23 protein-coding genes are annotated in these 22,530 nt (G+C 61.1%); 14 read left to right on the top strand and 9 right to left on the bottom strand.

Annotation, left to right across the window (positions count from 1 at the left end; translation table 11 throughout):
- Positions 1–13 precede the first annotated feature (13 nt).
- On the bottom strand, positions 14–1,573 hold the full coding sequence (hutH, locus tag IVB48_RS21555) for a histidine ammonia-lyase (RefSeq protein WP_247402717.1): 1,560 nt from the start codon (positions 1,571–1,573) through the stop codon (positions 14–16).
- Positions 1,570–2,784: an imidazolonepropionase gene (gene hutI / locus IVB48_RS21550; protein ID WP_247402715.1), complete on the bottom strand. Its 1,215-nt coding sequence runs from the start codon at positions 2,782–2,784 to the stop codon at positions 1,570–1,572. Before hutI ends, hutH begins: the two co-directional genes overlap by 4 nt.
- Before the next feature lie 84 nt (positions 2,785–2,868).
- Here hutI and IVB48_RS21545 point away from each other — a divergent pair, with 84 nt between their 5' ends.
- From IVB48_RS21545 to IVB48_RS21505, 9 genes are all read left to right on the top strand, one after another.
- Entirely contained in the window at positions 2,869–4,227 is a 1,359-nt protein-coding gene (locus tag IVB48_RS21545; RefSeq protein WP_247402713.1) for a formimidoylglutamate deiminase, read from the top strand.
- Positions 4,224–4,952 carry a histidine utilization repressor gene (hutC, locus tag IVB48_RS21540; RefSeq protein WP_247402712.1) on the top strand — a complete coding sequence of 243 codons (729 nt, stop codon included), beginning with the start codon at positions 4,224–4,226 and terminating at the stop codon, positions 4,950–4,952. Before IVB48_RS21545 ends, hutC begins: the two co-directional genes overlap by 4 nt.
- 106 nt (positions 4,953–5,058) lie before the next feature.
- Complete coding sequence (locus IVB48_RS21535; RefSeq protein WP_247402710.1) at positions 5,059–6,003, top strand: ABC transporter substrate-binding protein; 945 nt, start codon at positions 5,059–5,061, stop codon at positions 6,001–6,003.
- A gap of 73 nt (positions 6,004–6,076) precedes the next feature.
- A complete protein-coding gene (locus tag IVB48_RS21530; protein WP_247403049.1) occupies positions 6,077–6,850 on the top strand; it encodes an ABC transporter permease in 774 nt (257 codons plus the stop codon).
- The gene (locus IVB48_RS21525) at positions 6,847–7,632 is read left to right on the top strand and encodes an ABC transporter ATP-binding protein (protein WP_247402708.1); all 786 of its coding nucleotides are present in this window, start codon (positions 6,847–6,849) and stop codon (positions 7,630–7,632) included. Before IVB48_RS21530 ends, IVB48_RS21525 begins: the two co-directional genes overlap by 4 nt.
- Positions 7,625–8,857 carry a Zn-dependent hydrolase gene (locus IVB48_RS21520; RefSeq protein WP_247402706.1) on the top strand — a complete coding sequence of 411 codons (1,233 nt, stop codon included), beginning with the start codon at positions 7,625–7,627 and terminating at the stop codon, positions 8,855–8,857. The genes IVB48_RS21525 and IVB48_RS21520 overlap by 8 nt, the downstream gene beginning before the upstream one ends.
- Before the next feature lie 768 nt (positions 8,858–9,625).
- Entirely contained in the window at positions 9,626–11,032 is a 1,407-nt protein-coding gene (locus tag IVB48_RS21515) for a site-specific integrase (RefSeq protein WP_247402704.1), read from the top strand.
- 283 nt (positions 11,033–11,315) lie between these two features.
- A complete protein-coding gene (mauJ, locus tag IVB48_RS21510; RefSeq protein WP_247402702.1) occupies positions 11,316–12,320 on the top strand; it encodes a methylamine utilization protein MauJ in 1,005 nt (334 codons plus the stop codon).
- A 91-nt stretch (positions 12,321–12,411) separates the two neighbouring features.
- On the top strand, positions 12,412–13,227 hold the full coding sequence (locus tag IVB48_RS21505; protein ID WP_247402699.1) for a hypothetical protein: 816 nt from the start codon (positions 12,412–12,414) through the stop codon (positions 13,225–13,227).
- Positions 13,228–13,258: 31 nt separating this feature from the next.
- On the opposite strand, the gene IVB48_RS21500 is transcribed toward IVB48_RS21505, so the two are convergent.
- Positions 13,259–13,495: a hypothetical protein gene (locus IVB48_RS21500; RefSeq protein WP_247402697.1), complete on the bottom strand. Its 237-nt coding sequence runs from the start codon at positions 13,493–13,495 to the stop codon at positions 13,259–13,261.
- 951 nt (positions 13,496–14,446) lie between these two features.
- Here IVB48_RS21500 and IVB48_RS21495 point away from each other — a divergent pair.
- Positions 14,447–14,908 (top strand): hypothetical protein, encoded by a 462-nt coding sequence (locus tag IVB48_RS21495; protein ID WP_247402694.1) that lies wholly within the window; start codon positions 14,447–14,449, stop codon positions 14,906–14,908.
- A gap of 299 nt (positions 14,909–15,207) precedes the next feature.
- Here the strand turns inward: IVB48_RS21495 and IVB48_RS21490 are convergent, their stop codons facing one another.
- Together IVB48_RS21490 and ligD are read right to left on the bottom strand one after the other, a co-directional pair.
- Positions 15,208–15,384 (bottom strand): DUF3606 domain-containing protein, encoded by a 177-nt coding sequence (locus IVB48_RS21490; protein ID WP_247402692.1) that lies wholly within the window; start codon positions 15,382–15,384, stop codon positions 15,208–15,210.
- Positions 15,385–15,569: 185 nt separating this feature from the next.
- Positions 15,570–16,460: a non-homologous end-joining DNA ligase gene (gene ligD, locus IVB48_RS21485; RefSeq protein ID WP_247402689.1), complete on the bottom strand. Its 891-nt coding sequence runs from the start codon at positions 16,458–16,460 to the stop codon at positions 15,570–15,572.
- Positions 16,461–17,178: 718 nt separating this feature from the next.
- Between ligD and IVB48_RS21475 the strand changes: the two genes are divergently transcribed.
- Positions 17,179–17,523, top strand: coding sequence for a response regulator (locus IVB48_RS21475; RefSeq protein WP_247402684.1), 345 nt, complete (start codon positions 17,179–17,181; stop codon positions 17,521–17,523).
- Here IVB48_RS21475 and IVB48_RS21470 read toward each other — a convergent pair.
- A complete protein-coding gene (locus tag IVB48_RS21470; protein ID WP_247402682.1) occupies positions 17,520–17,864 on the bottom strand; it encodes a response regulator in 345 nt (114 codons plus the stop codon). The genes IVB48_RS21475 and IVB48_RS21470 overlap by 4 nt on opposite strands.
- 165 nt (positions 17,865–18,029) lie before the next feature.
- Here IVB48_RS21470 and IVB48_RS21465 point away from each other — a divergent pair, with 165 nt between their 5' ends.
- Complete coding sequence (locus IVB48_RS21465; RefSeq protein ID WP_247402679.1) at positions 18,030–18,317, top strand: hypothetical protein; 288 nt, start codon at positions 18,030–18,032, stop codon at positions 18,315–18,317.
- Positions 18,318–18,430: 113 nt separating this feature from the next.
- Here the strand turns inward: IVB48_RS21465 and IVB48_RS21460 are convergent, their stop codons facing one another.
- A complete protein-coding gene (locus tag IVB48_RS21460) occupies positions 18,431–18,604 on the bottom strand; it encodes a hypothetical protein (RefSeq protein WP_247402676.1) in 174 nt (57 codons plus the stop codon).
- A gap of 753 nt (positions 18,605–19,357) precedes the next feature.
- Positions 19,358–19,729, bottom strand: coding sequence for a hypothetical protein (locus IVB48_RS21455; RefSeq protein ID WP_247402673.1), 372 nt, complete (start codon positions 19,727–19,729; stop codon positions 19,358–19,360).
- 230 nt (positions 19,730–19,959) lie between these two features.
- On the opposite strand from IVB48_RS21455, the gene IVB48_RS21450 reads away from it, so the two are divergent.
- On the top strand, positions 19,960–20,316 hold the full coding sequence (locus tag IVB48_RS21450) for a hypothetical protein (RefSeq protein ID WP_247402670.1): 357 nt from the start codon (positions 19,960–19,962) through the stop codon (positions 20,314–20,316).
- Here IVB48_RS21450 and IVB48_RS21445 read toward each other — a convergent pair.
- Positions 20,306–21,361 (bottom strand): AraC family transcriptional regulator, encoded by a 1,056-nt coding sequence (locus tag IVB48_RS21445; RefSeq protein WP_247402666.1) that lies wholly within the window; start codon positions 21,359–21,361, stop codon positions 20,306–20,308. The genes IVB48_RS21450 and IVB48_RS21445 overlap by 11 nt on opposite strands.
- Before the next feature lie 484 nt (positions 21,362–21,845).
- Between IVB48_RS21445 and IVB48_RS21440 the strand changes: the two genes are divergently transcribed.
- Positions 21,846–22,244 carry a hypothetical protein gene (locus tag IVB48_RS21440; protein ID WP_247402662.1) on the top strand — a complete coding sequence of 133 codons (399 nt, stop codon included), beginning with the start codon at positions 21,846–21,848 and terminating at the stop codon, positions 22,242–22,244.
- The last annotated feature ends 286 nt before the right edge of the window (positions 22,245–22,530 follow it).

Raw genomic sequence — 22,530 nt, 5'->3', positions numbered from 1 at the left:
GCGGAACACCTCGTCAGGCAAGTGTCGGAAACGGGTCGGTTGAAAGCACGGCGAGCGCCGCAGCCGGCAGCGCGTCGGCCTCGACCAGCGCTGCAGCCTTGGAGAGATCGCCGGCCATGTAGCGGTCGGCGCCGAGCGGCGGCACCTGCTCGCGAAGTGTGGCGATGACGGCAGCGAGCGGCGCGCTGGTTGCGTGCGGCGCGCGCAGCGTGATGCCCTGGGCGGCGACTAGCAGCTCGATGCCCAGGATGGTGGCGAGATTGTCGGCCATGTCCGACAGCCTCCGCGCAGCATGCGCGGCCATCGAGACATGGTCTTCCTGGTTGGCACTGGTCGGGGTCGAGTCGATCGAGCAGGCGGCGGCGCGCTGCTTGTTCTCGGCATAGAGCGCGGCCGCCGTCACTTCGGCGATCATGAATCCGGAATTGATACCGGGATCGGGAGTGAGGAACGGCGGCAGGCCGAAATTGAGCGCGGGATCGACCAGCGTCGCGATGCGCCGCTCGCTGATCGCACCGATTTCCGACAGCGCCAGCGCGATGGTATCCGCGGCAAAAGCCACCGGTTCGGCATGGAAGTTGCCGCCGGAGACGATCTCGCCGGTCTCGACCAGCACGAGCGGATTGTCGGTGACGGCATTGGCCTCGACGACAAGCGTCCGCGCCGCCTGCACGATCAGGTCGAGCGCCGCGCCCGCAACCTGCGGCTGGCAGCGCAGGCAATAGGGATCCTGCACGCGCTCGTCGCCTTCGAGATGCGACAGGCGGATGTCGCTGCCGTGGAGCAGCGCCATCAGGGTTGCCGCAGCCGCGGCCTGTCCGGAATGGCCGCGCAGCGCCTGGATCTCGGGGCGGAACGGCGCCGTCGAGGCCATCGCCGCATCGACCGACATCGCGCCGGTGACGAGCGCAGCGCGAGCCATGCGAAATGCGCGCAGCACACCGGAGACGGCGTAGGCGGTGGAGAATTGCGTGCCGTTGATCAGCGCGAGCCCTTCCTTGGGACCGAGCGTCAGTGGCGGCAGGTCGGCGGCCGCGAGCGCCTCGCTGCCCGACACTGTCTTGCCGTCGACGATCGCCTGCCCTTCGCCGATCATCACAGCGGTCATATGCGCGAGCGGCGCGAGATCGCCGGAAGCACCGACCGAACCTTGCTGCGGCACCAGCGGTGAGACGCGCCGCGCCAGCATGGCCTGCAGCTGCTCGATCACCTCGCGGCGCACGCCGGAGGCGCCGCGCCCGAGCGAGATGATTTTCAGCGCCATCATTAGGCGGACGATCGGTTCGGGCGTCGCCGTGCCAACGCCGCAGCAATGCGAGACGATGAGATTGCGCTGGAGCAGCGCGGTCTGATCGGGCGGGATGCGCTTCGACGCCAGCTTCCCGAAGCCGGTGTTGATGCCATAGACGGGAGCATCCGCTCGCGCGGCCCTTGCCACGATCTCCGCGGCCGCGTCGACGCGCGGCCAGAACGAGGGATCGAGAACGACAGATGTGCCTTCGAGCACGCACGCGAGATCATCGAGGCTGACCGTTCCCGGCTTGACGACGATCGGCGCGCGCGGCTCCGTCACTGTCCCCTCCACACCCGGCGGTGCAGCGGATTGAAGCCGATGCGGTAGACCAGCTCGGCAGGGCGCTCGATGTCCCAGATCGCAAGGTCGCACCATTTGCCGGCCTCGAGCGTGCCGGTATCATGGAGCACGCCGAGCGCTCGCGCGCCTTCGCGAGTGACACCGGCAAGGCACTCGGTCACATTCATCCGGAACAGCGTCGCGCCCATGTTCATGGCGAGCAGGAGCGATGTCAGGGGCGAGCTGCCCGGATTGCAGTCGGTCGCCAGCGCCATGGCAACGCCGTGCTTGCGGAATGCTTCGACCGGCGGTTTTTGCGTCTCGCGGATGAAGTAGAAGGCGCCGGGCAACAGCACGGCCACCGTTTTAGCCTTTGCCATCGCGGCGGCACCGGCTTCGTCGGTGTGCTCGAGGTGATCGGCCGAGAGCGCCGAGAATTGTGCGGCGAGCGCGGCACCGCCGAGGTTCGAGAGCTGGTCGGCATGCAGCTTGACCGGCAGTCCAAGCCGCCTCGCCGTCTCGAACACCCGCGCCGTCTGTTCCCCGGAATATGCGATACCTTCCATGAAGGCATCGACCGCATCGGCGAGGCCCGCCTTCGCGACCGCAGGCAACATCCCCCTGCAGACGAGATCGATGTAGCGATCCTTGTCGCCATCGGCCTCTGGCGGCAGCGCATGCGCGCCAAGAAACGACGTGCGGATCGCGACCGGCCGCTGTCGGCCCAGAGTGCGCGCGGCGGCCAGCTGCCGCATCTCGGTCTCGGTGTCCAAGCCGTAGCCGGATTTGATCTCGACCGTGGTGGCGCCCTCGCCAATCAGCGCATCGAGCCGCGGCAGCGCGAGTGCTACGAGCTCGGCCTCGCTTGCCTTGCGTGTCGCGGCCACCGTCGAGACGATGCCGCCGCCGGCGCGCGCGATCTCCTCGTAGCTCGCGCCCTTTAGGCGCAGCTCGAATTCGTGGGCGCGGTTGCCGCCATAGACCAGATGGGTGTGACAATCGACGAGACCGGGCGTGATCCAACGCCCTTCGCAATCGATGCGTTCGGCTGTATCGGCATTCGCCGGAAAATCGGCCTGCGCCCCCGCATAGATGATACGGCCGGCGCGCGCGGCGATCACGCCGTGCTCGATTTCGCCGAGATCGGGACGATCGGCCCGCATCGTGGCGAGCCGGGCGTTATGCCAGATCCGGTCGAAGCGTTCTGCCATGCAACTGTCCCTTCGCGTGGGATGCTTGACTTATATGTCTAGACATATAATCGTGTCGCGGTTCTGTCCAGCCGGCATGGAAACATGACACGACTGCATTTCGCCTCCGCGCTCCTGCCTTCGGGCTGGGCCAATGACGTGCAGGTGGTGATCACCGCCGGCGCGATCGCCGAGGTGACGCCGGGCGTGGCCCCGGCCACCGGCGACGAACGCCACCAAATCGCGCTTCCGGGACTTGCGAGCCTGCACAGCCACGCCTTCCAGCGCGGCATGGCGGGTCTCGCAGAACTGCGCGGCGATAGCACCGACACTTTCTGGACCTGGCGCGAGACGATGTATCGCTTTGCGCTGGCGATGACGCCTGACGATGTCGCGGCGGTCGCGACACTGCTTTATGTCGAGATGTTGGAGCAGGGTTTTACCCGCGTCGGCGAATTCCATTATCTGCATCACGATCGCGACGGCTCGCCATACGCCGACATCGGCGAAATGGCCGCACGCATCGCGCAGGCCGCCGAAGCCTCGGGTATTGCGCTGACGTTGCTGCCGAGTTTTTATGCGCATGGCTCATTTGGCGGCGCAGCACCGCATGCCGGCCAGCGCCGCTTCATCTGCACGGTTGATCAGTTCGCCGCGCTGGTGAGCGCCTCGCGCAAGGCGCTCGCAACATTGCCGGGTGCCAACATCGGCGTCGCGCCGCACAGTTTGCGCGCTGTGACGCCGGCCGAGCTTGCGGCAATCCTTCCGCTCGCGGACGGCGGCCCGGTCCATATTCATGCCGCCGAGCAGGTGAAGGAAGTCGAGGATTGCCTGGCCTGGTCCGGACGACGTCCGGTGCAATGGTTGCTGGAGCACGCGCCCGTCGATCAACGCTGGTGCCTCATTCACGCCACCCATACGACGAATGAGGAACTGGCCGCCCTCGCCAAGACCGGCGCGGTCGCCGGCCTCTGCCCCGTTACCGAGGCGAGCCTTGGCGATGGCATTTTCCCGGCTCGCGAATTCGTCGGTGCCGGCGGTGCCTTTGGCATCGGCACGGATTCCAACGTGCTGGTCGGCGTCGCCGACGAGCTGCGCCAGCTCGAATATGGCCAACGGCTCAAGCACCGCGAGCGCAACGTGCTCTCTGCCGGCGCGGGGCGCTCGACGGGACGCACGCTGTTCGATCATGCGCTTGCAGGCGGCGCGCGGGCACTGGCACAGATGTCCATCGGTCTCACCCCAGGTGCGCGCGCCGACATCGTCACGCTCGACACCACGCATCCCTCGCTGGCGGGCCGCGCGCGCGACGCCGCCATCGACGGCTGGATCTTTGCCGCGGGCAGCGGCGCGATCGATTGCGTCTGGGCCGGCGGCGACAAGGTCGTCGAGGGCGGCCGGCACAGACTGCGCCAGGCCGCGCGCGAACACTTCAACGCATCGGTGCGGAGGCTCGTTCCATGAGTCTCGCCACTGATACACCGGACCAGCCGACGCTCTACAAGCGGATCCGCGCCGACATCGAGAAGCGCATCCTGACCGGCGAATGGCCGCCCGGGCATCGCATCCCGTTCGAGCATGAACTGGTCGCGCGCTACGGCTGCTCGCGCATGACCGTGAACAAGGCGCTGTCGGAGCTCGCGCAAGCCGACCTGATCGAGCGGCGGCGACGTGCCGGCTCCTTCGTCCGCCGGCCGCAACATCAGTCTGCCGTGCTCAAGATCGCCGACATGCGCGCCGAGATCACCGCGCTCGGGCGCGCTTACGGTTACGAGCTGATCGGTCGCAAGCTCCGCGCCGCGACCGCGGCCGACCGTGACCGCCTCGGTGTCAAGAAGGCCGGCAAGGTGGTCGCGATCACCTGCCGCCACAGCGCCGACAACGTACCTTTCGCCGTCGAGGACAGGTTGATCGATCTCGCGTCGGTGCCGGATGCGGCGACCGCAGATTTTTCGCGTGAGCCACCCGGCTCGTGGCTGCTTCACCATGTGCCATGGACAGAGGCCGAGCATACGATCAGCGCCATCGTCGCGGACGATCGCACGGCGGAGGCGCTCGACATCGCCGTCGGCGCACCCTGCCTCGTGATCGACCGCTATACCTGGCGCAGCGCGCGCACGATCACCGCGGTGCGGCTGCTCTATCCCGGTGACTCTCACCGCCTTGTCGCCCGTTTCAAGGGAGGCTGAGAGGACGATGTCGGCACAAATCGTGCAACGTTTCGGGCAGCGGTCCACGAGGACCGACCAAGATCAACAGGACGTCAATCCATCGATCGGCAAGAGGACGACAATCATGCGTAGTTCGAAAGTTTTTGCGACAATCATTGCCCTCGCAGCTTCCACCCCGGTGCTCGCCGACGACGTCAAGGTCGGCGTCGGCATCTCCGGATGGACCGGCTTCGCGCCGCTGACGCTGGCGAAGGAAGCCGGCATCTTCAAGAAGAACGGCCTCGACGTCACCATCAAGAAGATTCCGCAGAAGGATCGCCATCTCGCAATCGCCTCCGGTGACGTCCAGTGCGCGGCAACGACCGTGGAGACCTGGATCTCCTGGAACGCCAACGGCGTCGCGACCAAGCAGATCTTCCAGCTCGACAAGAGCTACGGCGCCGACGGCATGGCCGTGCGCAACGAGCTCGCCGCGATCAAGGATCTGAAGGGCAAGACGGTTGCGGCTTCCGCGCCCGGCACCTCGCCCTATTTCGCGCTGGCTTGGATGCTCAAGAAGAACGGCTTGTCGGTGAAGGACGTCACCGTCGTAAACCTCGAGCCGGCCGCCGCCGCGCAGGCCTTCGTCTCCGGCCAGAACGATGCCGCGATGACCTATGAGCCGTATCTGTCGACGGTTCGTGCCGCACCCGACAAGGGCAAGATCATCGCGACCACGCTCGACTATCCGATGGTCATGGACACGTTCGGCTGCACGCCGAAATTCCTCACCGAGAACCCGAAGGCCGCCAAGGCGCTCGCCGACAGCTATTTCGAGGCCCTCGACATGATCGCCAAGGACCAGGCCAAGGCCTACGAGATCATGGGTGCCGACGTGAAGCAGACCGGCGAGGCGTTCGGCAACTCGGCGAAGTATCTGCGCTGGCAGGACAAGGCCGCGAACCAGAAATTCTTCGCCGGCGACTTCCTGACCTTCAACAAGGAGGCCGCCGACCTCCTGCTCGAGATCGGCATCATCAAGGCCGCGCCGAAGGTCGAGGATCTCTTCGACGCCAGCTACATCAAGTAAATCTCCTAGCAGCCGCCGGCCCCGTCTCGCGGCGGGGCCGGCAAACTTGTTCACCGCCCGGATAGACAGTTTGATGCGTCCCCTCGATCCCGTGACGTCAAGGCAGCGCGTGGCTTACGGCCTTGCGTTCTTCGTAGTGTTCGTTGCCCTCTGGTCCTGGGCGACCTTCGGCGGCCACGTGTCGAAAGTGTTCCTCGCCAACCCGCTGACCATGGTGCAGGAAGGCATCGATCTGATCATCAAACAGGGCTTCCTGTTCGACATCGGCATGACGATCTGGCGCGTCGTCGGCGGCTTCGTGCTCGCCGCGCTCATCGCGGTGCCGCTCGGCGTGCTGATGGGCGCCTACAAGCCGGTCGAGGCGTTCCTCGAACCGTTCGTCTCCTTTGCGCGCTATCTGCCAGCCTCCGCCTTCATTCCCCTCCTGATCCTGTGGGCCGGCATCGGCGAGCTGCAGAAGCTGCTCGTCATCTTCATCGGCTCGGTGTTCCAGATCATCCTGATGATCGCGGTCACCGTCGGCACGACGCGGCGCGACCTGGTCGAGGCGGCCTATACACTGGGGGCCAGCGACCGTGGCATCATCCGCCGCGTGCTGTTGCCCTCCTCCGCGCCTGAGATCGCCGAGATCCTGCGGCTGGTGCTGGGCTGGGCCTGGACCTATGTCATCGTCGCTGAACTGATCGGCTCCTCCTCCGGCATCGGCCACATGATCACCGACAGCCAGGCGCTGCTCAACACCGGCCAGATCATCTTCGGCATCATCGTGATCGGGCTGATCGGCCTGGTCTCGGACTTCCTGTTCAAGGCGTTCAACGCGTGGCTGTTTCCCTGGAGGCTCGCATGACGATCCTCAAGATCGAACAGGTCTCGCGAACCTTTCCCGCGCGCCACGGCAACGCCCCGACCAGGGCGCTGGAGCCGACCGATCTCGTGATCGGCAACAACGACTTCGTCACCATCCTCGGCCCTTCCGGCTGCGGCAAGTCCACGCTGCTTCGCATCGTCGCCGGCCTCGATCGCCCGACCGGCGGACGCGTGGTGCTCGATGGACGCGAGGTGACTGGCCCGGGCGCCGATCGCGGCATGGTGTTCCAGTCCTACACGTTGTTTCCCTGGCTGACGGTACGCGAGAACATCGCCTTCGGCCTGCGCGAGCGTGGCGTATCCGAGGCGGAGCGAAACAAGATCGCCGACGCCTTCATCCGCCAGGTCGGCCTGTCCGGCTTCGAGAACCATTGGCCGAAACAGCTCTCCGGCGGCATGCAGCAGCGCACCGCGATCGCGCGCGCGCTCGCCAATGATCCCAAGATCCTGCTGCTCGATGAGCCCTTCGGCGCGCTCGACAACCAGACGCGCGCCCTGATGCAGGAAATGCTGCTCGGGATCTGGGAGCGCGACCAGAAGACCGTGCTGTTCGTGACCCACGACATCGAGGAAGCGATCTTCCTCGGCAGCCGCGTCATCGTCATGAGCGCACGCCCCGGCCGCATCAAGGCCGAGATCAACGTGGACCTGCCGCATCCGCGCTCCTACAAGATCAAGACCACGCCCGAATTCGTGCAGTTGAAGGAACGGCTGGTCGAGGAGATCCGCACCGAGGCGTTGAAGGTTGCCGAGCATGCCTGACACCTTTTCACGCGCAAACGGCGAGCGCCTTCTCGCCGATCTCAATGCGCTCCGTGCCATCGGCGCCTACAAGACCGGCGTGCACAAGCCGACCTTCTCCGAACCGCACAAGCTTTCGCTGGATTGGCTGGTGCGGAAGCTGCCCGACGCGGGCCTCTCCGCCGCGATCGACGGCATCGGCAATGTCTTCGGCACCAGCGCAAAGGCGGGACCCAAGCTGCTCGCGGGATCGCATCTCGAAAGCCAAAACTACGCCGGCTGGCTCGACGGCCCGCTCGGTGTCGTCTACGCGCTCGAAGCGGCGCGCGTGCTCAATGCTGATCCCTCGCTCGAAGGCGCGGTCGAGATTGCCGCCTGGTGCGACGAGGAAGGACACTTTGGGCACTTCCTCGGTTCGCGCTCCTATGTCGGGCAAGTGAGCGAGCCCGACATTGATGCCGCACGCGACCGCACCAGCGGCCGCACCATGCGGGACGCACTCGCCGACATGGGGCTCGCAGGACGACCGCGCATCACCGCCGAGCCGGGCCGGCACGTCGGATATCTGGAAGCCCATATCGAGCAGGGCGACACGCTCGAAAGCGGTCGCCTTGCGGTCGGCGTCGTCACCTCCATCGTCGGCATCTGGCAATACCAGATCAATTTCGTCGGTGAGCAGAATCACGCCGGCACCACCCGCATGGCTGCACGGAAGGATGCCGGGCTGGCGCTGGCAAAGTTCTGCGTCGCCATCGACGAGCGTTTTCCCGAGAGCTGCGGCCCGCGCACGGTCTGGACCACCGGCCGCATCACGCTCGATCCGGGCGCGCCAAGCATCATTCCGGGTGGCGCCGAAATGCTGTTCCAGATCCGTGACGACGATCCATCGGTCATCGCGCGGCTTGAGCAGCTGCTGCGGAGCATGGCGGACGAGGCCAGCGCGAAGGGTCCCTGCACCGTCACCGTGGAAAAACTGCGCACCGGCGCGCCGGCCATGATGAACGCAGGCATCCAGGACGCGATCGAAGCCGCGAGCAAGACTTTGGCCGGCGGACGATCCATTCGCATGCCCAGCGGTGCCGGCCATGATGCGCAGATGCTGGCGACAATCATGCCCGCGGGCATGCTGTTCGTACCGTCGATCGGCGGCATCAGCCATCACTGGACCGAGAACACCGCCGACGTCGACATCGTCACCGGCGCCCAGGTGTTCGTCGAAGCTTGCCGTAGGATACTCAGCGGCTAGAACGAGGCGCCGCCCCACTCTCGTGTCCCGGAAGCGCTGCAACGCACCGTCGAAGAGACGCTGCGCTGCGTCCGGCACGAGAACGGAGTGTGGCGCACACTCTCTCCTTTAGCGAAGGCGGAAGCAATCCAGAATCCCTCCGCGGCGGCAGATTGGATTGCTTCGCTGCGCTCGCAATGACGAAGCAAGGGGCCAGCATCCTCATCCTCCAAATGCAGGCTCGATTTGCAGACACGCCTTCGCATCCTCGCGGCGCGTTTCGCCCGAGCTTTGCTTGGTCACTCCACCCTCAAATCCAAGAGGGCGCAGGGAAGGCCGGGTGCCGGCTGGCACCCGCGGTCCGCTGCGCGAAAAGCACACGCAGGAAAACCGCACAGCAGCATACAGGTGTAGCCAATCACTCGGCCTTCCCTGCGCGATGGTTGGACGGCTTATGCCGTGCTCTCCCGGGAGCCGAGTTCCTTTTGGCCTCCCTCACCCCAACGAAATTCACCGACACCGCGCCGGTTGACGCAGATGCCGCATTCGCCAGAGCTTGACCGTAGCAACGACGGCCAGGACCACACGTCTATATTTTGGTATTCGGTGAAACACGCCGAAACTAAGAAAACCCTTTAACAGAAGCGCTTTTCGACTAGCCTGATCCGGGCTGTTTCAGCGGGCTTCACCAAATCAAGGGCCCGGCCCTACGGCTTTCAGCGTCCGCACGACAAGCTGGAAGTCTCAAAGCCGAGCCCTTTGGTCTCAAGCCTAAGGAGCCGAAACCAAATGGATAGTAGCATCGTCCCCTCCCCCACCCGCAAGCGCGGCCGCAATAGCAGCGTCATCCTGACCGACCGCCTGTGCGAGAAACGGGTGGCCAAGCGGACCAAGCTCTACGACCGGAAGTGCCCCGGCCTCTATGTCAGCGTCACCGAGGCGGGCGTGGCGACCTTCTCGTTCAAGTTCACCGACCGGCAGACCGGCAAGCAGCGCACCGGCTGGCTTGGCGTCTACAATCCGGAGACCTTCACCGTCGATGACGCCCGCAGCAAGGTCTACGGACTCAAGGGACTGGGTGCCGCGGCGCTCGCCGAGAGTTTCCGGGACCAGAAGGCCAAAACCGCAAAGCGCGGCAAGACAGTCACTGAGATCATTGAGGAGCGGATCGAGTGGATGAAGACGCAGGTCAAGAAGCCGGACGGCGAGATGCGGCCCCGGTTGGAGGCATGGGAAAATACGGCGAGCCACCTGCGCCGCTTCCTCGGTGCGCGTCTTGGAAAAGCACTCGCGAGAGACGTCACCAAGCACGACATCGCAACACTCTCGAACGACATCGTCGCAGGCAAGTTCGGCAAGCCGTCGGTCAGCAACGCACGTCACATGCGAAAGGCGGCTTCGGGCCTGTTCAACTGGGCGGCCGAGGCAGGCCGCGACTATGTGACGGCGAGCCCCTGCATCAATCTGCCCAAGCTCGACTCCGAGCATCCTCGTACCCGAGTCCTCTCCGAAGACGAGATTAGGACGTTCTGGCACGGACTGGATCGTAACGACCTCCCCCATGACCGCCGTACCCGCCTCGCGCTCAAGTTCGAACTGGTGACGATGCTGCGCTCGCGCGAACTGCTCGGTGCGCATCGGGATGAACTATTCGACCTCGACGGCGACCACCCGCGCTTCGACGTACCGCTCAAGCGGGTCAAGAAGCGGCGGGTGATCCAGCAGCCGCTGTCCGATCTCGCGGTAGAGATCATCCGGGAGGCGTTGGCCTCCGGGGATCAGCAGTTTGTGTTCGAAAGCCCGCTGTACAAGGGCCAACCGATCCATCGCAAGGCAATGGCCGACGCGCTACGTGGCACCAAACACGAGAAGAATAAGGACAAATCCAAGACGTCGGGGATCTGTGATCTGTTGGGTCTCAAGCCGTTCACGCCGCACGACTTGCGCAGGACGGCCGCGACGTTGGCCGGCGATCTCGGGTTTGACGATGCTGCCATTGCCAAATGCCTTGACCACACCGTGACAAAGAAGGGCGACACCATCGTGCCGACCGTCACGGGCAAGGTCTACAACCACTCCCGCCGGATGAAAGAAAAGCGTGCGGTGCTGGACGGAATCGCCACCGAGCTGCGGCGGATCGTTGGCGCGCCTGTCGCTAAGGCCCTAGGGAAAGAGGGGCAACGGCTCGCCGCCTGATTGCATAGGCGGACCGGCTCCGAGCCCGGTCGCAGCTCCCGCGGCCTCTTTCCACTGCGCAGGGTAAGTGCAAGGGCAAAAGGCGCTAATATATCAATGCGCTGAACTCGTTGTGTCCGCATTTGTGTCGCGATCCGACCGGCGCGCGAATAAGGCGCTTCGAATAACTTCCTGTGGAGCCCGGTGGAGTTCCCCCCCGTGCGCCCGTTCAGGGTCCCTTGCGGCTGGTTCGCGCCGGTTCTGCTACGATCTCCGAATGACGGATTACTCCGGAGGTTGATTCGTGGATGAGCTGCTGATGCTCGCAAGGCGACTCTATGCGCGCCGACAAGCGGGCATCGTCGCGCCTACAAGATGGTCGATTCAAATCATAAAGAATTCGCCTGTCACCACAACGCTGGCACATGGGCACGAGACAATCCTGGCTGCAAAGTCGTTCATGGTTGGATGGTGTTTCGATCACGAAAGGACGAGTCTCGGTCTCGTCCCGCTGGTCAACTTCAATCCTCATTCGATCAACATCGAGACGGATGACAGCGAGCGATACGATGTCACGCCGAGCCGCGCGTCACAGCGTTACCCGTCCCTCGATCACGAAGGCTACAGAGACCAACCGGAAGCGATAACGGCCGAATTGCTCGAAAGCGTCAAAGAACTGCAAAGATCTCCAAGCTCCGTCGCAGTGGATCGCGCCCTACGCTGGTACTCGGCAGGAGTCGGCTCCGCCTTAATGGAGGATCAGTTTCAGTACTTTTGGTTTGTGTTGGAATTGATCGCAGAGACTACAACCGACAAACGTGTCGTTGCCGACAAATGCCAGAAATGCCGTTCTGATCTCATTTGTCCAAGTTGTGACGAAGTATCCACTCATCGACCGTTTCAAAAGCAACGGATAGAAGCCCTCCTGACGCGCCTAAAGATCAGCTCGCAGATTCAAGGTGATCTGTTCGACATCAGGAATGGATTGATGCACGGGCGAGCACGAGAACAGATTGAGGAATCGATTCAGGAGCGGGAGCCGGACTTTGAATTCGCGAAGGCCGTGGATTTTGCGGGCCGAACGGCGTTCATGGCCATATTCAACGCTTTCGGTATCAAGCAGAGTCAGCTTGATCGATTGGTTTTTGCCGCACCCGAAACGTTCGTTTCGCGGGCGATGGTAATGAAGGCCCATCTCATTATTGGAATGCATGGCGATCCGGCCGACCCGCAACTGAAGGATGTCGTCCTACCGACGATAACCGCTCACAGGATCGACGAGTCAGGCAACATCAGCGAGTCTCTGTGAATAACCAAGACAAACGTCCTAGTCCTCGTCTCACTACCCTGCATTGTGCCATCGTGAAGTGATCCCGATTCGCAAATCGATGGAAATCACCGTGGCAAATTTCGAACTACGTCACTTAACTCAAGCCGATCTCAATCTTCATGTTTGGCGATACCTCACGTTTCCCAAGTACGTTTCGATGATGGTCTACAGTGCTCTTTGGTTTCCAAAGCTTAAAACGCTGCTATCGATGGATGCCGACGAGGGCGCCATGCCGGCTGTAGCCGCAAGGGAAATGACGGAGCGATTCCTTCAATGGGATATGATCAAGAACAATCCAAGCTTTACAGAGCGAATCAAGAATTCAAGCAGCCGAAACGTGGAAGATGGTCGGGAGTTAACGCTCGCGAACTGTTGGTTTTGCAGTGAAGAAGAATCACCCGCAATGTGGCGGGACTATGCGGGCATCCCTGAAGGTGTTGCGGTTGTTTCGACAATCGATCTTCTCAGTCAGTATGTCTATTGTGATCCGCGCGTCTCTCTGATTGGACGTGTCCAATACGTCAATCTGACTTCCCATGTCATGTCCCACTATGAAGCCAATCAGGCAGGCGAAAGAGCATTCCTCAAAGGCAACGGTTTCGCGGCCGAGCGTGAGATCAGAATGACAACCATGAGTTTCCGAGGGCCGATGTGCGTTAACCTAGACGGAACCGACATGCGACCGGATCAGTATAGTGGTCTCGGAATGAACAATTTCGACAGCCCCGGGCTCTACATAAAGGCTGACCTGAGAAAGCTGATAACCCGCACCGTCCTTTCCCCGGACGCCCCAGTGTTTCTCGAACATCTTGTTCGAAGAATCGGGCACCTTGCTGGCGTGGTCTCGCCAGTTGAACGATCAAGTTTAGAAAACCGACCAGTATAAATCCCGCCGCCATCACCGCCTAATGCCACCATCAGCGCGACGATGGCGAAGGCGAGCGCCTCGATGTTCGCGGCCACATCCTCACAGCAGGCGAACTTGGCTGACGCTTGGTGCTGAAGTCCTGACGGGTTGAGATGCGCGCGCTGCACTTCGCGATGACCCGATGGATGACACCGAGATCGATCTCCAGATAGCGCTCCAGCTCGGCGCTGACATCGCGCAAGAACTGGTTGCTCTGGTGCGGTTGCAGCGGCGCGGCGGCATCCATGATGGCGGTAAGTTCGTCGTCGGAGAGCGAGATTATATGGCGAGGGTCCTTCAATCTCGCGACGGCGCAACCTCCTGCAGGCATTTCAACGCAGCGCGGGCGTGGCGCGCGGCCTCTCGGTTGCCTGCTTTGTCAATTTCTTCGACAGCCCAGCCCAGATACTGAATTGCGGCCTTACGGAAATTATCCGGGTCGGACATGGTGTGCCTTAGCCGCCAGCGTGATCGCCTCTAACTTCAAGAAAGCCTGAGCCAATTGGTTCCGAATGCGCCATCAGGACGCCTTGCGCTCGCGCTCAGCCCTCGCTGCCAGCGCATCGGGCTCGTACCTTGACAGGCCGGCGACCTTCATTCGCCGCAGCAGCGCATGGGCTTCGGGGCGATCGGCGTAGACTACGGTGGATTCCTATGGCTGCAGATTCAGCGACGTGATTTGCGCGCTGAAGGCCGCGGAGCGGCCAACAGCCTCCCACGCAGGTGGACCAACTTGGCGCCTCTGCGAAAGGGCGTGGTGAGCGCAGTGCAATCTTGAATGTACCGGACGGATCGCATTCACTAGTGCGACCCTGGAAGAAGCCTAGCCCAGCACCAGCATGTACGCGAAAGATGCTGAGAGAACGCTGAGCCCAATGAAGGCGACAATGACAACGAGGTCTGCCGTTGCCATGCTGCCCCCCATCGTTCGCAAATCACCTTAGAATCATACGCTTTATTCCGACGGTTGCAATCTGGACTCTCCATATTGTGGAGGCAATTTGCTCGCTCCCAGTTAAGGGAGGCGTCATGGTTCGCCGTCGCCTCGGGATTACCAATCACCGGTCTGGGCAGTCGGACGCGGCGGAGCCCCTTGCGCTAGATCAATGAATGATAGGTCACATCATGAAGATCACGAAGGCGATCAGCAAGTCGGGCAGCAGGGCTATTCGGAGGCAGAAGGCAACCGGTGTTCGGTATGACGGATTTGAAATCGCGAACCCTCTATCTGGTTCTTCTTTTGGTTCAGCTGAGTGGAGCCCTCTTCATAATCTTGGAGGGCTTGCCCGAATTTCGGCATTTGATGAACTATCCGGGTGAGCAGCTGCCGTTCGAGCGGTCTGACAATCTTGCTGCACCGGTAATGATCATCGCGATGCAGGTGGCCTATTGGTATCGCCTGCGGCGCGTGCCGCTTCCCCCTCCGCGCTCGAATCCGATCTTGAGCCACTTGTTCCTATTTCTGGGGCGTCTTGCCTTTATTTTCGGTGGCTCGCTGTTCGGCGTCGTGTTCTTCAGGCATTTGCCCGAGATCCATCAAGGTGCCGATCTATGGCTCATGATCCGTCGCGGACTGCAACTCATAGCCTCGTTGTTCGCGCTATTCTGCGTAACGCTTGAACTAGAGCGACTAGGACGCGCGCTCGGAGGCAATCAGTGAAATGATGCCGGCACCTCACAAGGTCGCTTGACGTCCTCACCGTGCTTAGTGGCGACGCTTTTTCTCGGTTGAGTCCGGAATGATACGGCTGGAATCCGGCTCTTCGATTCCCGCGTTTATGTCCGGCGACCTGTTGCAGGCGCACGGCTCACCGGCGCCACAACTGGCAGCCGAGCTTATCGCTCCAGGGCCGGTCCGGCGCAGATAAAACCTAAGCAGATGGGAAAATTGGGATTAATCATGGCATGAAAAGCGCGCGGGCCTTGCTCCAAAGATCGCAAGCATACCGCGCGCCTCGGTTACGCCGCCAATTGTTTGCGAACAGCGGCGGCCGAATTGCCTACCTTGTCGACAGCCTTCTGCAGCTCGTCCTTCGAGACACCAAGCTGCTTGGTCCAGTACTTGACCTCGAAATGATCATGCATGTTGATCTTGCTGCGGTCGCGCTGGCCCCGCTTGGTGAGATTGTCGCTCAACTTCCTCGTCCATCGCCTGTACAAGCCGTTCATCGTCAAGAACGGTCAGCAGGTCATTGATCGTCTTTTCGCAGTCCCTCGGGCCGGGCTCGACATAGCGTGCCAGGATGGCTTGGGCTTCTTTTACCGCTTGGGTTACGCGATCCGGCATGCCGGTACTCCGCTTACTCGTGGAGAAAACGCCGTCAGGAACGCCGCGTTCCCTTGCTCAGCCCCTTGAAAGAGCTGGCCCGCAGCAGGCCTTCGGAGGTGATGTCGCGGTATTCGATGTCGGCATAGAACTTTGGCTCGACCCAGGTGGCCTTCGGTTTCTTGACGGGCGTGGTGAGCTTTTGCTTCGGACTGACGACCGTATCGAGAGCCTTGCGGATCTCCGCCGACTTCGTCCGGCTCCAGCCCGTCCCGACCTTGCCCATGTAGCGCAGCTCTTTCCCTTCCTGCTTGCCAAGGTAGAGCGCAGCGACGCCGGATGGGTCCTTGACGAAACCAACGACGGGGAATTTTTCGCGCTGCACGGTCTTGATCTTCTGCCAGGCCTCGACCCGCTCCGACCGGTACGGGGCATCAACCCGCTTGGAGACGATGCCCTCGTAGTTCAGCTTGCTGGCCGCCTCGAACAGCGCCTGCCCGTCACCTTCATGGTGCTCGCTGTAAAAGATGGGTGCTTCCAGCTCATTCTCTTCCATCAGCTCCTTCAGCAGCTCCTTGCGGGCAAGCTGCGCATATTTGCGGAGGTCTACGCCGTCCAGCCACAGGAGATCGAAGGCGAAGTAAACCAGCCGGTCCTGGTCGCCTCTACCGAGGTCGGCCTGAAGTTCGGAGAAGTTGGTTCGTCCCTCGTGTATGACGACCACTTCCCCGTCCACGATAGCCTGACCTGGGATGTCGAAGGCGCCAGCAATGACGGCGAACCGGTTGATCCAATTATAGCCGTTGCGGGTGAAGGCCTTACGGTCGTCGCCGTCGATATGGAGCTGGATGCGGTAGCCGTCGTATTTGACTTCGTGAATCCATTGAGCCCCCGAAGGAGCTTTCATCTTCAGGGTCGCAAGCTGGGGGCCGATAAAGCCCGGCATGGAGTCTCGCGATTTCTTGGCCGATGCTTGGGTACGCTTTGCCAATACGCAACTCACAAAAAGCCCGCCGTCGGTGGGGGAGCCGACGGCGGGGCAGTCTACCTACCTTACTTAGGACTCTCCAACTGCGAGGCCAATGCGGCGTTCCCGCGCGTTCTCACATACAACCGCAGTCGCGATTCCAGGTTGTATTTTCAACGTCAACGAGAACGGCCGCCGAACGGCTAGAGAACGCGATGTGATAGAGCGTTCTTCCAGCGGAACGCCCTCGATACCTGGGGCGGCGTTCTATCTCGATCTGACCGGTCAGTTAGGCGGCTGCAACCCGGGGGATGCCAGCCACTCGCTCATGTGTGAACCGGTTTCCGCTTGCCGAGCTTTTCGGATCAGTTCTTCGCGGGCAGCACCCGGAGGGAGTTGCAAGGCCTCTTCGCGAAGGCGCTTCGCTTCCTGCCTAAGCCGCACTTCAAGGGAGCTAGATTGGATGATCCTGCTACGCCGTGCCATGCCCGTTTCCCAATCGATGCACAGAGACAAAACGTACAAAGAAGGTTCCGGTTCCGTCAAGGCAGGTGGGCGCTGCTGAGCCGGCCGCACACTGGTCCGTGCGAGTCGTGGTCTGCGCCTAGGCGTTGATTTGGTCAGGGCGAATCAACCACAAAGGGATGACATTCGGAACCTCTGAGCTTCACATATGTTAAGACGCAGAGGTTCTTTCATGACCCATACAGTTCTCGTTGTCGATGATGATGCCGGCGTGCTCGACGTGATCGCGAGCATGCTCGAAGACATCGGTTGCGAGGTCGTATGCGCACACAGCGGCGATGAAGCTCTGGAAAAATTGACGCAACAGCAGAGCATTTCGATCTTGATCACCGACATCAACATGCCCGGCATGGATGGTCATGAACTAGCCGAGCGTGCCACGCGCATTCGTCCGACGCTTAAGGTTCTTCAGCTATCTGGCCGCGAGCGGAGGCGTGATGGCTTCCCGATGCTTAGGAAGCCGTTCTCTGAAGAAGACCTCGCACGCGTCATGCAGCAGACTACTGGCGTTTGTTAGCGCAACAGAGTCGCTAAGCAGCGTTCAAGCTCCTCGATTGTGAAGGGCTTTTGAAGGGTCGGATAATTCCGAAATCCTTCAGGCACGCCGTCCGATCCATATCCGCTCGCAAACACAAACGGGATGCCGTTGCCTTGCAACGCTTCTGCGATGGGGACAGAACTGTGGTCGCAAAGCTGTATGTCGAGGACGGCGGCATCAACGCCCGGTGCGGAAGCAAGCAGAAGCCCGCTCTGTAATTCGCTAGCCTCCCCAGCGACGCTATGACCTAGTTCGAACAGCATGTCCGCTATCATCATGCGTATGAGCGCTTCATCCTCGATCAGAAGCACTGACGCCATTACACTACCCCCGCCCGCATTGTACCTGGTTACCAATCCCAAGCTATGCTGCCTTAACATGGCTCTGGGCTGGCCTGGATGTCCAGTCTGGTCATTGCGCCTCAAAAACATTTGTGTGACGGTACTTTGGCCGCGGCTGACCGATGCCCCTGAATAGTGAGATCAATGACCGTTTTCTCGGGCTTCGTATTCGCAATGGAAGTTGACGGCAAAGCTACGTTTGCGTTCGAAGCTAAGAATTTCCCCGAAGCCTTCGAGCTATGCAAGGAGGGATGGGTTCGTGAGGACCTGATCACAATGTCATCGAACGGCGTGCCGCTTTGCTCCTCGAACGCCAAGTTGAGCGTTCGCAGAGCCGACGAAGCCGAGATCGTCATCTATCGAGACGCCGCTCTCAAAGTGCAGACCGAAGACTTGGTCCTCGCATATCTTCTCGATTTAGATCAAGCCTAATGCGCATTGGGTCACACCCGCCGAGCGCCAGTCGAGCAGACCGCGCGTCAAACATGGCCTCCGAAGTCGCAGATCCGCCAACAACCGACCGCAACCGCACGCCTTTATCCCAATCAGTGTACTTGTCGAAGCACTGCTTTTTTTAGGTCTGCCAAAAGGCGATAGTCCTTCGCCATCTGCAACAGTTTCTGCTTCATCGGCGATCCGGGCGGCAGCGCAGCGGCATCTTCGCGCATCGCCTTCTCAACTTCGTCGCACTGAGCTGCGGTCAATGAGTTCTCGCTCATCACGTCTCCTCCGCTAGCAATTTTTTTAGCCGGTGCGATCCGGATGCTTGTTCGTTCGCGCTGAAAAAGACTGTCACACACCTGTCTCACGGTCTATGGGAATTCGAGAGAACGTCGTGGCACAGCGGCCGGCCCCCGCTGGTAAACTCGGCCGAAATTGGCCATGAACGCCTACTTTTGGACTGTGTCGGCCACGTTTTCTAACCTATGTTAAGTGAGCAGGAGGGTGGAAATCTGCCATGCTCACACACAATCCGTTCGAGACGGACCCGCAGCCTCAATTCGGGACTAAGCAAATGTCGGCGGAAATGCTCCGCCGGTCTCGGGAACAGATTGCAGCATCGGTTACGCTGCTCCAGAGCCAGGCGCTCAGGTGTCGCGTCAAGAACGACCTGGACAATGTCGAGACAAGAAGTCCCGCACCTCCGTCCGCGAGGCCCTAATCCACAAGCGGCGAGCTGAAAAGGCTCCCGCATTAGCGAGTGGCTGGCATCGCCCGGGCCTGCAACCGCCTGACTTAGGATCAGCCGCAACGACGCCCGGCCCGACTGCTCCCCGGTCGCCACCGGTAGGCGCGCTCGGCGATGAGCCGCTTTTTTAGCGTCTCCGATTCACATGCATTATGGCGGGAACATCTGGCAACGGAGACGCTGCCTTACCGGGGCTGGTCAAAGATTTCATTTCGATCCAATTGCACACCCGGCAGGGCCGCTGCTCAAAACAGCGGCCCTTCTGCTGCCTCCTTCGATGCCTTCAGGCAGACGACTCTGACCCTCGATGTCTGCGCTTTTTCGTGCGGCGCTTACGGTGCTCCAAGGATCTTGTCGGCGCGGTTCGCAAGCGAGAGACGCCTTCGGAAATTGTCGCCTCTGCTGAACAAGATGAATCGTCAGGCACCGGCCGCTCAAGTGCTTCAAGAACGGCGCGGCCTTCCTCGGTGATGACCCAATCGCCAGCATCTCGCACCACAAGCCTTTGCGCGAAAATGTCCAGCTGCGGAGCCCGCTCAGCAAGCAACTTCATCCGCGCAGTCCATTCCGGTCCGCTGGTGTAGAATACAGCCAAATGCTGCTTGATCAGCGAAAGGCTGCCACGGCCATCAGGCTGGCCGGCAAGGATTTTCAATGTAGACAGCTGAAAACTCAACGCGAGGCAACGAACGCTAGCGGACTGGTTTCACCCGATGCTACCCTAATTGGCAGGCGCTTCAGATGCCTTCCCGCTGAAAACCTTTATCGGTAAGCCTAATGGTGCACGAGGTGCTGAGCATGGGTGGTCGCGGCCTTTGGCGACGCGTTCGTGACATTTAAGATAGTTTTGACCCGCTCTAACTTCGCCTCGACGAAAATATCTTCTTGAGCCATGCGTCTGGGACATTCCCTTACCTCGGCACATGGCGCGGCCGCGATGAAGTTTTGCAACGGTTGCAGATTATGTCGTTCTGGCGGATGACCATGGTGGTCGACGGCAAGCGGGCCGCCCTCACCGTCGTCATCAAAGTAAGGGATCGCGCAACGCGCCCTGCTAACTTCCTTAGCGCACACTTACTGCGGTTTTGCGATGAACGCACTATCGATTACTGCGCGATCGTTGACTCACTTGATGTCATTGCGTCAGCTCGCCTGAGGGTCGCGCTGTCGGCAGGCGACCGAAATGTGTCGGCTCACCGTTCGCTGCTCGGTGGCGCGTCTTTTGCTCAACTCACGTTGTAGGGCGGGTGCGGAGTTGTTGCCGACTAGCCCGGAACTGTCGTGGTGTCATTCCAGTCCATCGCTTAAATGCGTGTGTGAGTGAACTCAGTTCGCGATAGCCAAGCAGCCAAGCAACTTCGGACACGGGAAGCTGCTCCTCTTCGAGATAGCGCTTGGCGAGCGCGGCCCGTAACTGATCAAGGATTTCAGCGAAGGACGTCTTCTCTTCGCCAAGCTTGCGCGACAACGTGCGGGTACTCAGTCCCATCTGCCGCGCAACTTCCTTCGCGACGCTTCTACCGTGAGGCAGCAGTGATGCAAGCGTCTTCTCGACTCTTGAACGGACTGTCGCGCCGTGCGGCGCTTTCCGTACTAACGCTTCATCCGCATAGCGTCGCAACAAATCGTGCAGATAGCCGTCGCGGCCGAGCAGCGGAAGCAGTGCCACCGGCACCGGAAAAGAGATCACATCGCCGTCAGCGCCGAACTCGACGTCCCTGCCAAAGAACGTTCTAAATTCGGGGGGCACCCCGGCTCGCAGGTGCCTCACTTGGAGCCTAGACGGCACCAGACGGCCGTCCGTCACTTGCCTGCAGATCCGCACCAGCGTCACGATCCAGAATTCGATCTGTTGCCGCTCGCCCCTTCGATCGACACCGACATATTCGAGGGCAATGGTCGCAGTATGCCCCTCCATGTCGAAACGCAGTCGGACCCCATCATTCATAATCCGGCTGTACCGTTCCGCGGCACGAAACGCGCCGGCGACATTCTCCGACGAAGCCATAACGTAGTAGACAAGGCCGATTTCACGCAGATCAAAGCTCAGGGCGAGCCGGAACCCCAAGATGTCGTCCTGCAATTCTTGGGCAGCCAATTCCAGAATCTTGATCTGGGTCGCCACCTCGAGCCGGACTGCAGGGTCGCGGAAGTCGTTCAGCGTCAGTCCTGCCTGGGAGAGCAGCGCAGCTGGGTCTTGGCCAGACTCAGCGACGCGCGCGCAGGCCAGCCGAGCAATACCGCCGGTCGCGCTAGGTATCGCACTTAGGCATCCCGCCGACCGCATCGCTCATTCCTGTCCGGTCGCTCAAAGATCACAGTTGTAGCGAGCAATCACGAGACGACCACCACACTTCCATACGAAGACGTTTCGGCTGCGCCCATGGAACTGAATGACTCTCCCCCGATCTTGATTTAAATCAAGACAGGGCTACCAGTGTGGGGGCGCACCAGCGTTGAGCCTGATCGGGCAGGATGCACTTGCTCGCGGGCTACTGCCATGGCTGTCGCGCATCGGAGGGGCGGGCTGCCGTAGGAGCTGCCGCCGTCAGGTCTGCAGCCCAGCGAGGGTTCAGTAGCTGCTACAATCACTTTTGTCCCGATCCAGCTGCTGCCCAACGGCGACGGGATCACCTCTCGCCCTTGATGGCGCGCTTTGCTTTATGACGGGCGCATCGATCGTTGCTGAGGCTTTGCGCCACACCAGTTTTTGGCATTAAAGACCAAAAGGTTGGCGACTTCTAGCAAACGCGTGCCTCCCGATAGCTGCTATGTCCGACCTCATCCGTGCGCAGGCTAACCGCGCGTTTGGTCAATACGCCCAAAAGATATCGCAGGACCCCAATTTGATTGATGGCAGCACGTCCGGAACTGCGCTTACGCAACTGAAGATCGCGCAGGCCTACGTCCGGCTCTCGTCCATTCCCGACGATGATCCAGCAGCATCCGTTTCAGTGACGTTGGTCGCAAGCTGCGAAATCCGCATGTTGCGCGGTCCCGAGGTCGATCTCGGTGGCGTACCACTGTTTTGGCTGGAGCTGTTCGACCTCAGTGCAAACCTTTCACTCGATAGCTGCTGCTGCCATAGGATTGAGGACGCGGCACCATTATTTGAGAGTTTCGTCGCGCAGGCGCTTGCCCTGATCCGACCCGTTGGCGAGCCGCTGTGAAGGATTATCGGATCATCTGGGAACCCTGCGCAAGCAGACCCCAAAAGGCTGCGCTGATGCGTCGCTGCAATCTTCGCGAACAACTCTCACTCCAGCGAGAGACGATTTTTCCCGCGAGCAGTCAAAACCAGCTGGTGAGCTACAAGGGCCATGTTTGGGATGTAGCATTGTTAGCCTGCTCCAAGAGCGGGGTCGCGCGGAGTCGGATGCTGCAGCTGAAAAGCCGCCATGCGGCTCGTTTTAAACCTTGGATGTTCTTTCCTGGCCAGCTTTGGCATCTTGGCGC

It is taken from the genome of Bradyrhizobium sp. 76, assembly GCF_023073025.1.
Lineage (GTDB): Bacteria > Pseudomonadota > Alphaproteobacteria > Rhizobiales > Xanthobacteraceae > Bradyrhizobium.
This window is presented reverse-complemented; position numbering and strand designations above follow the sequence as displayed.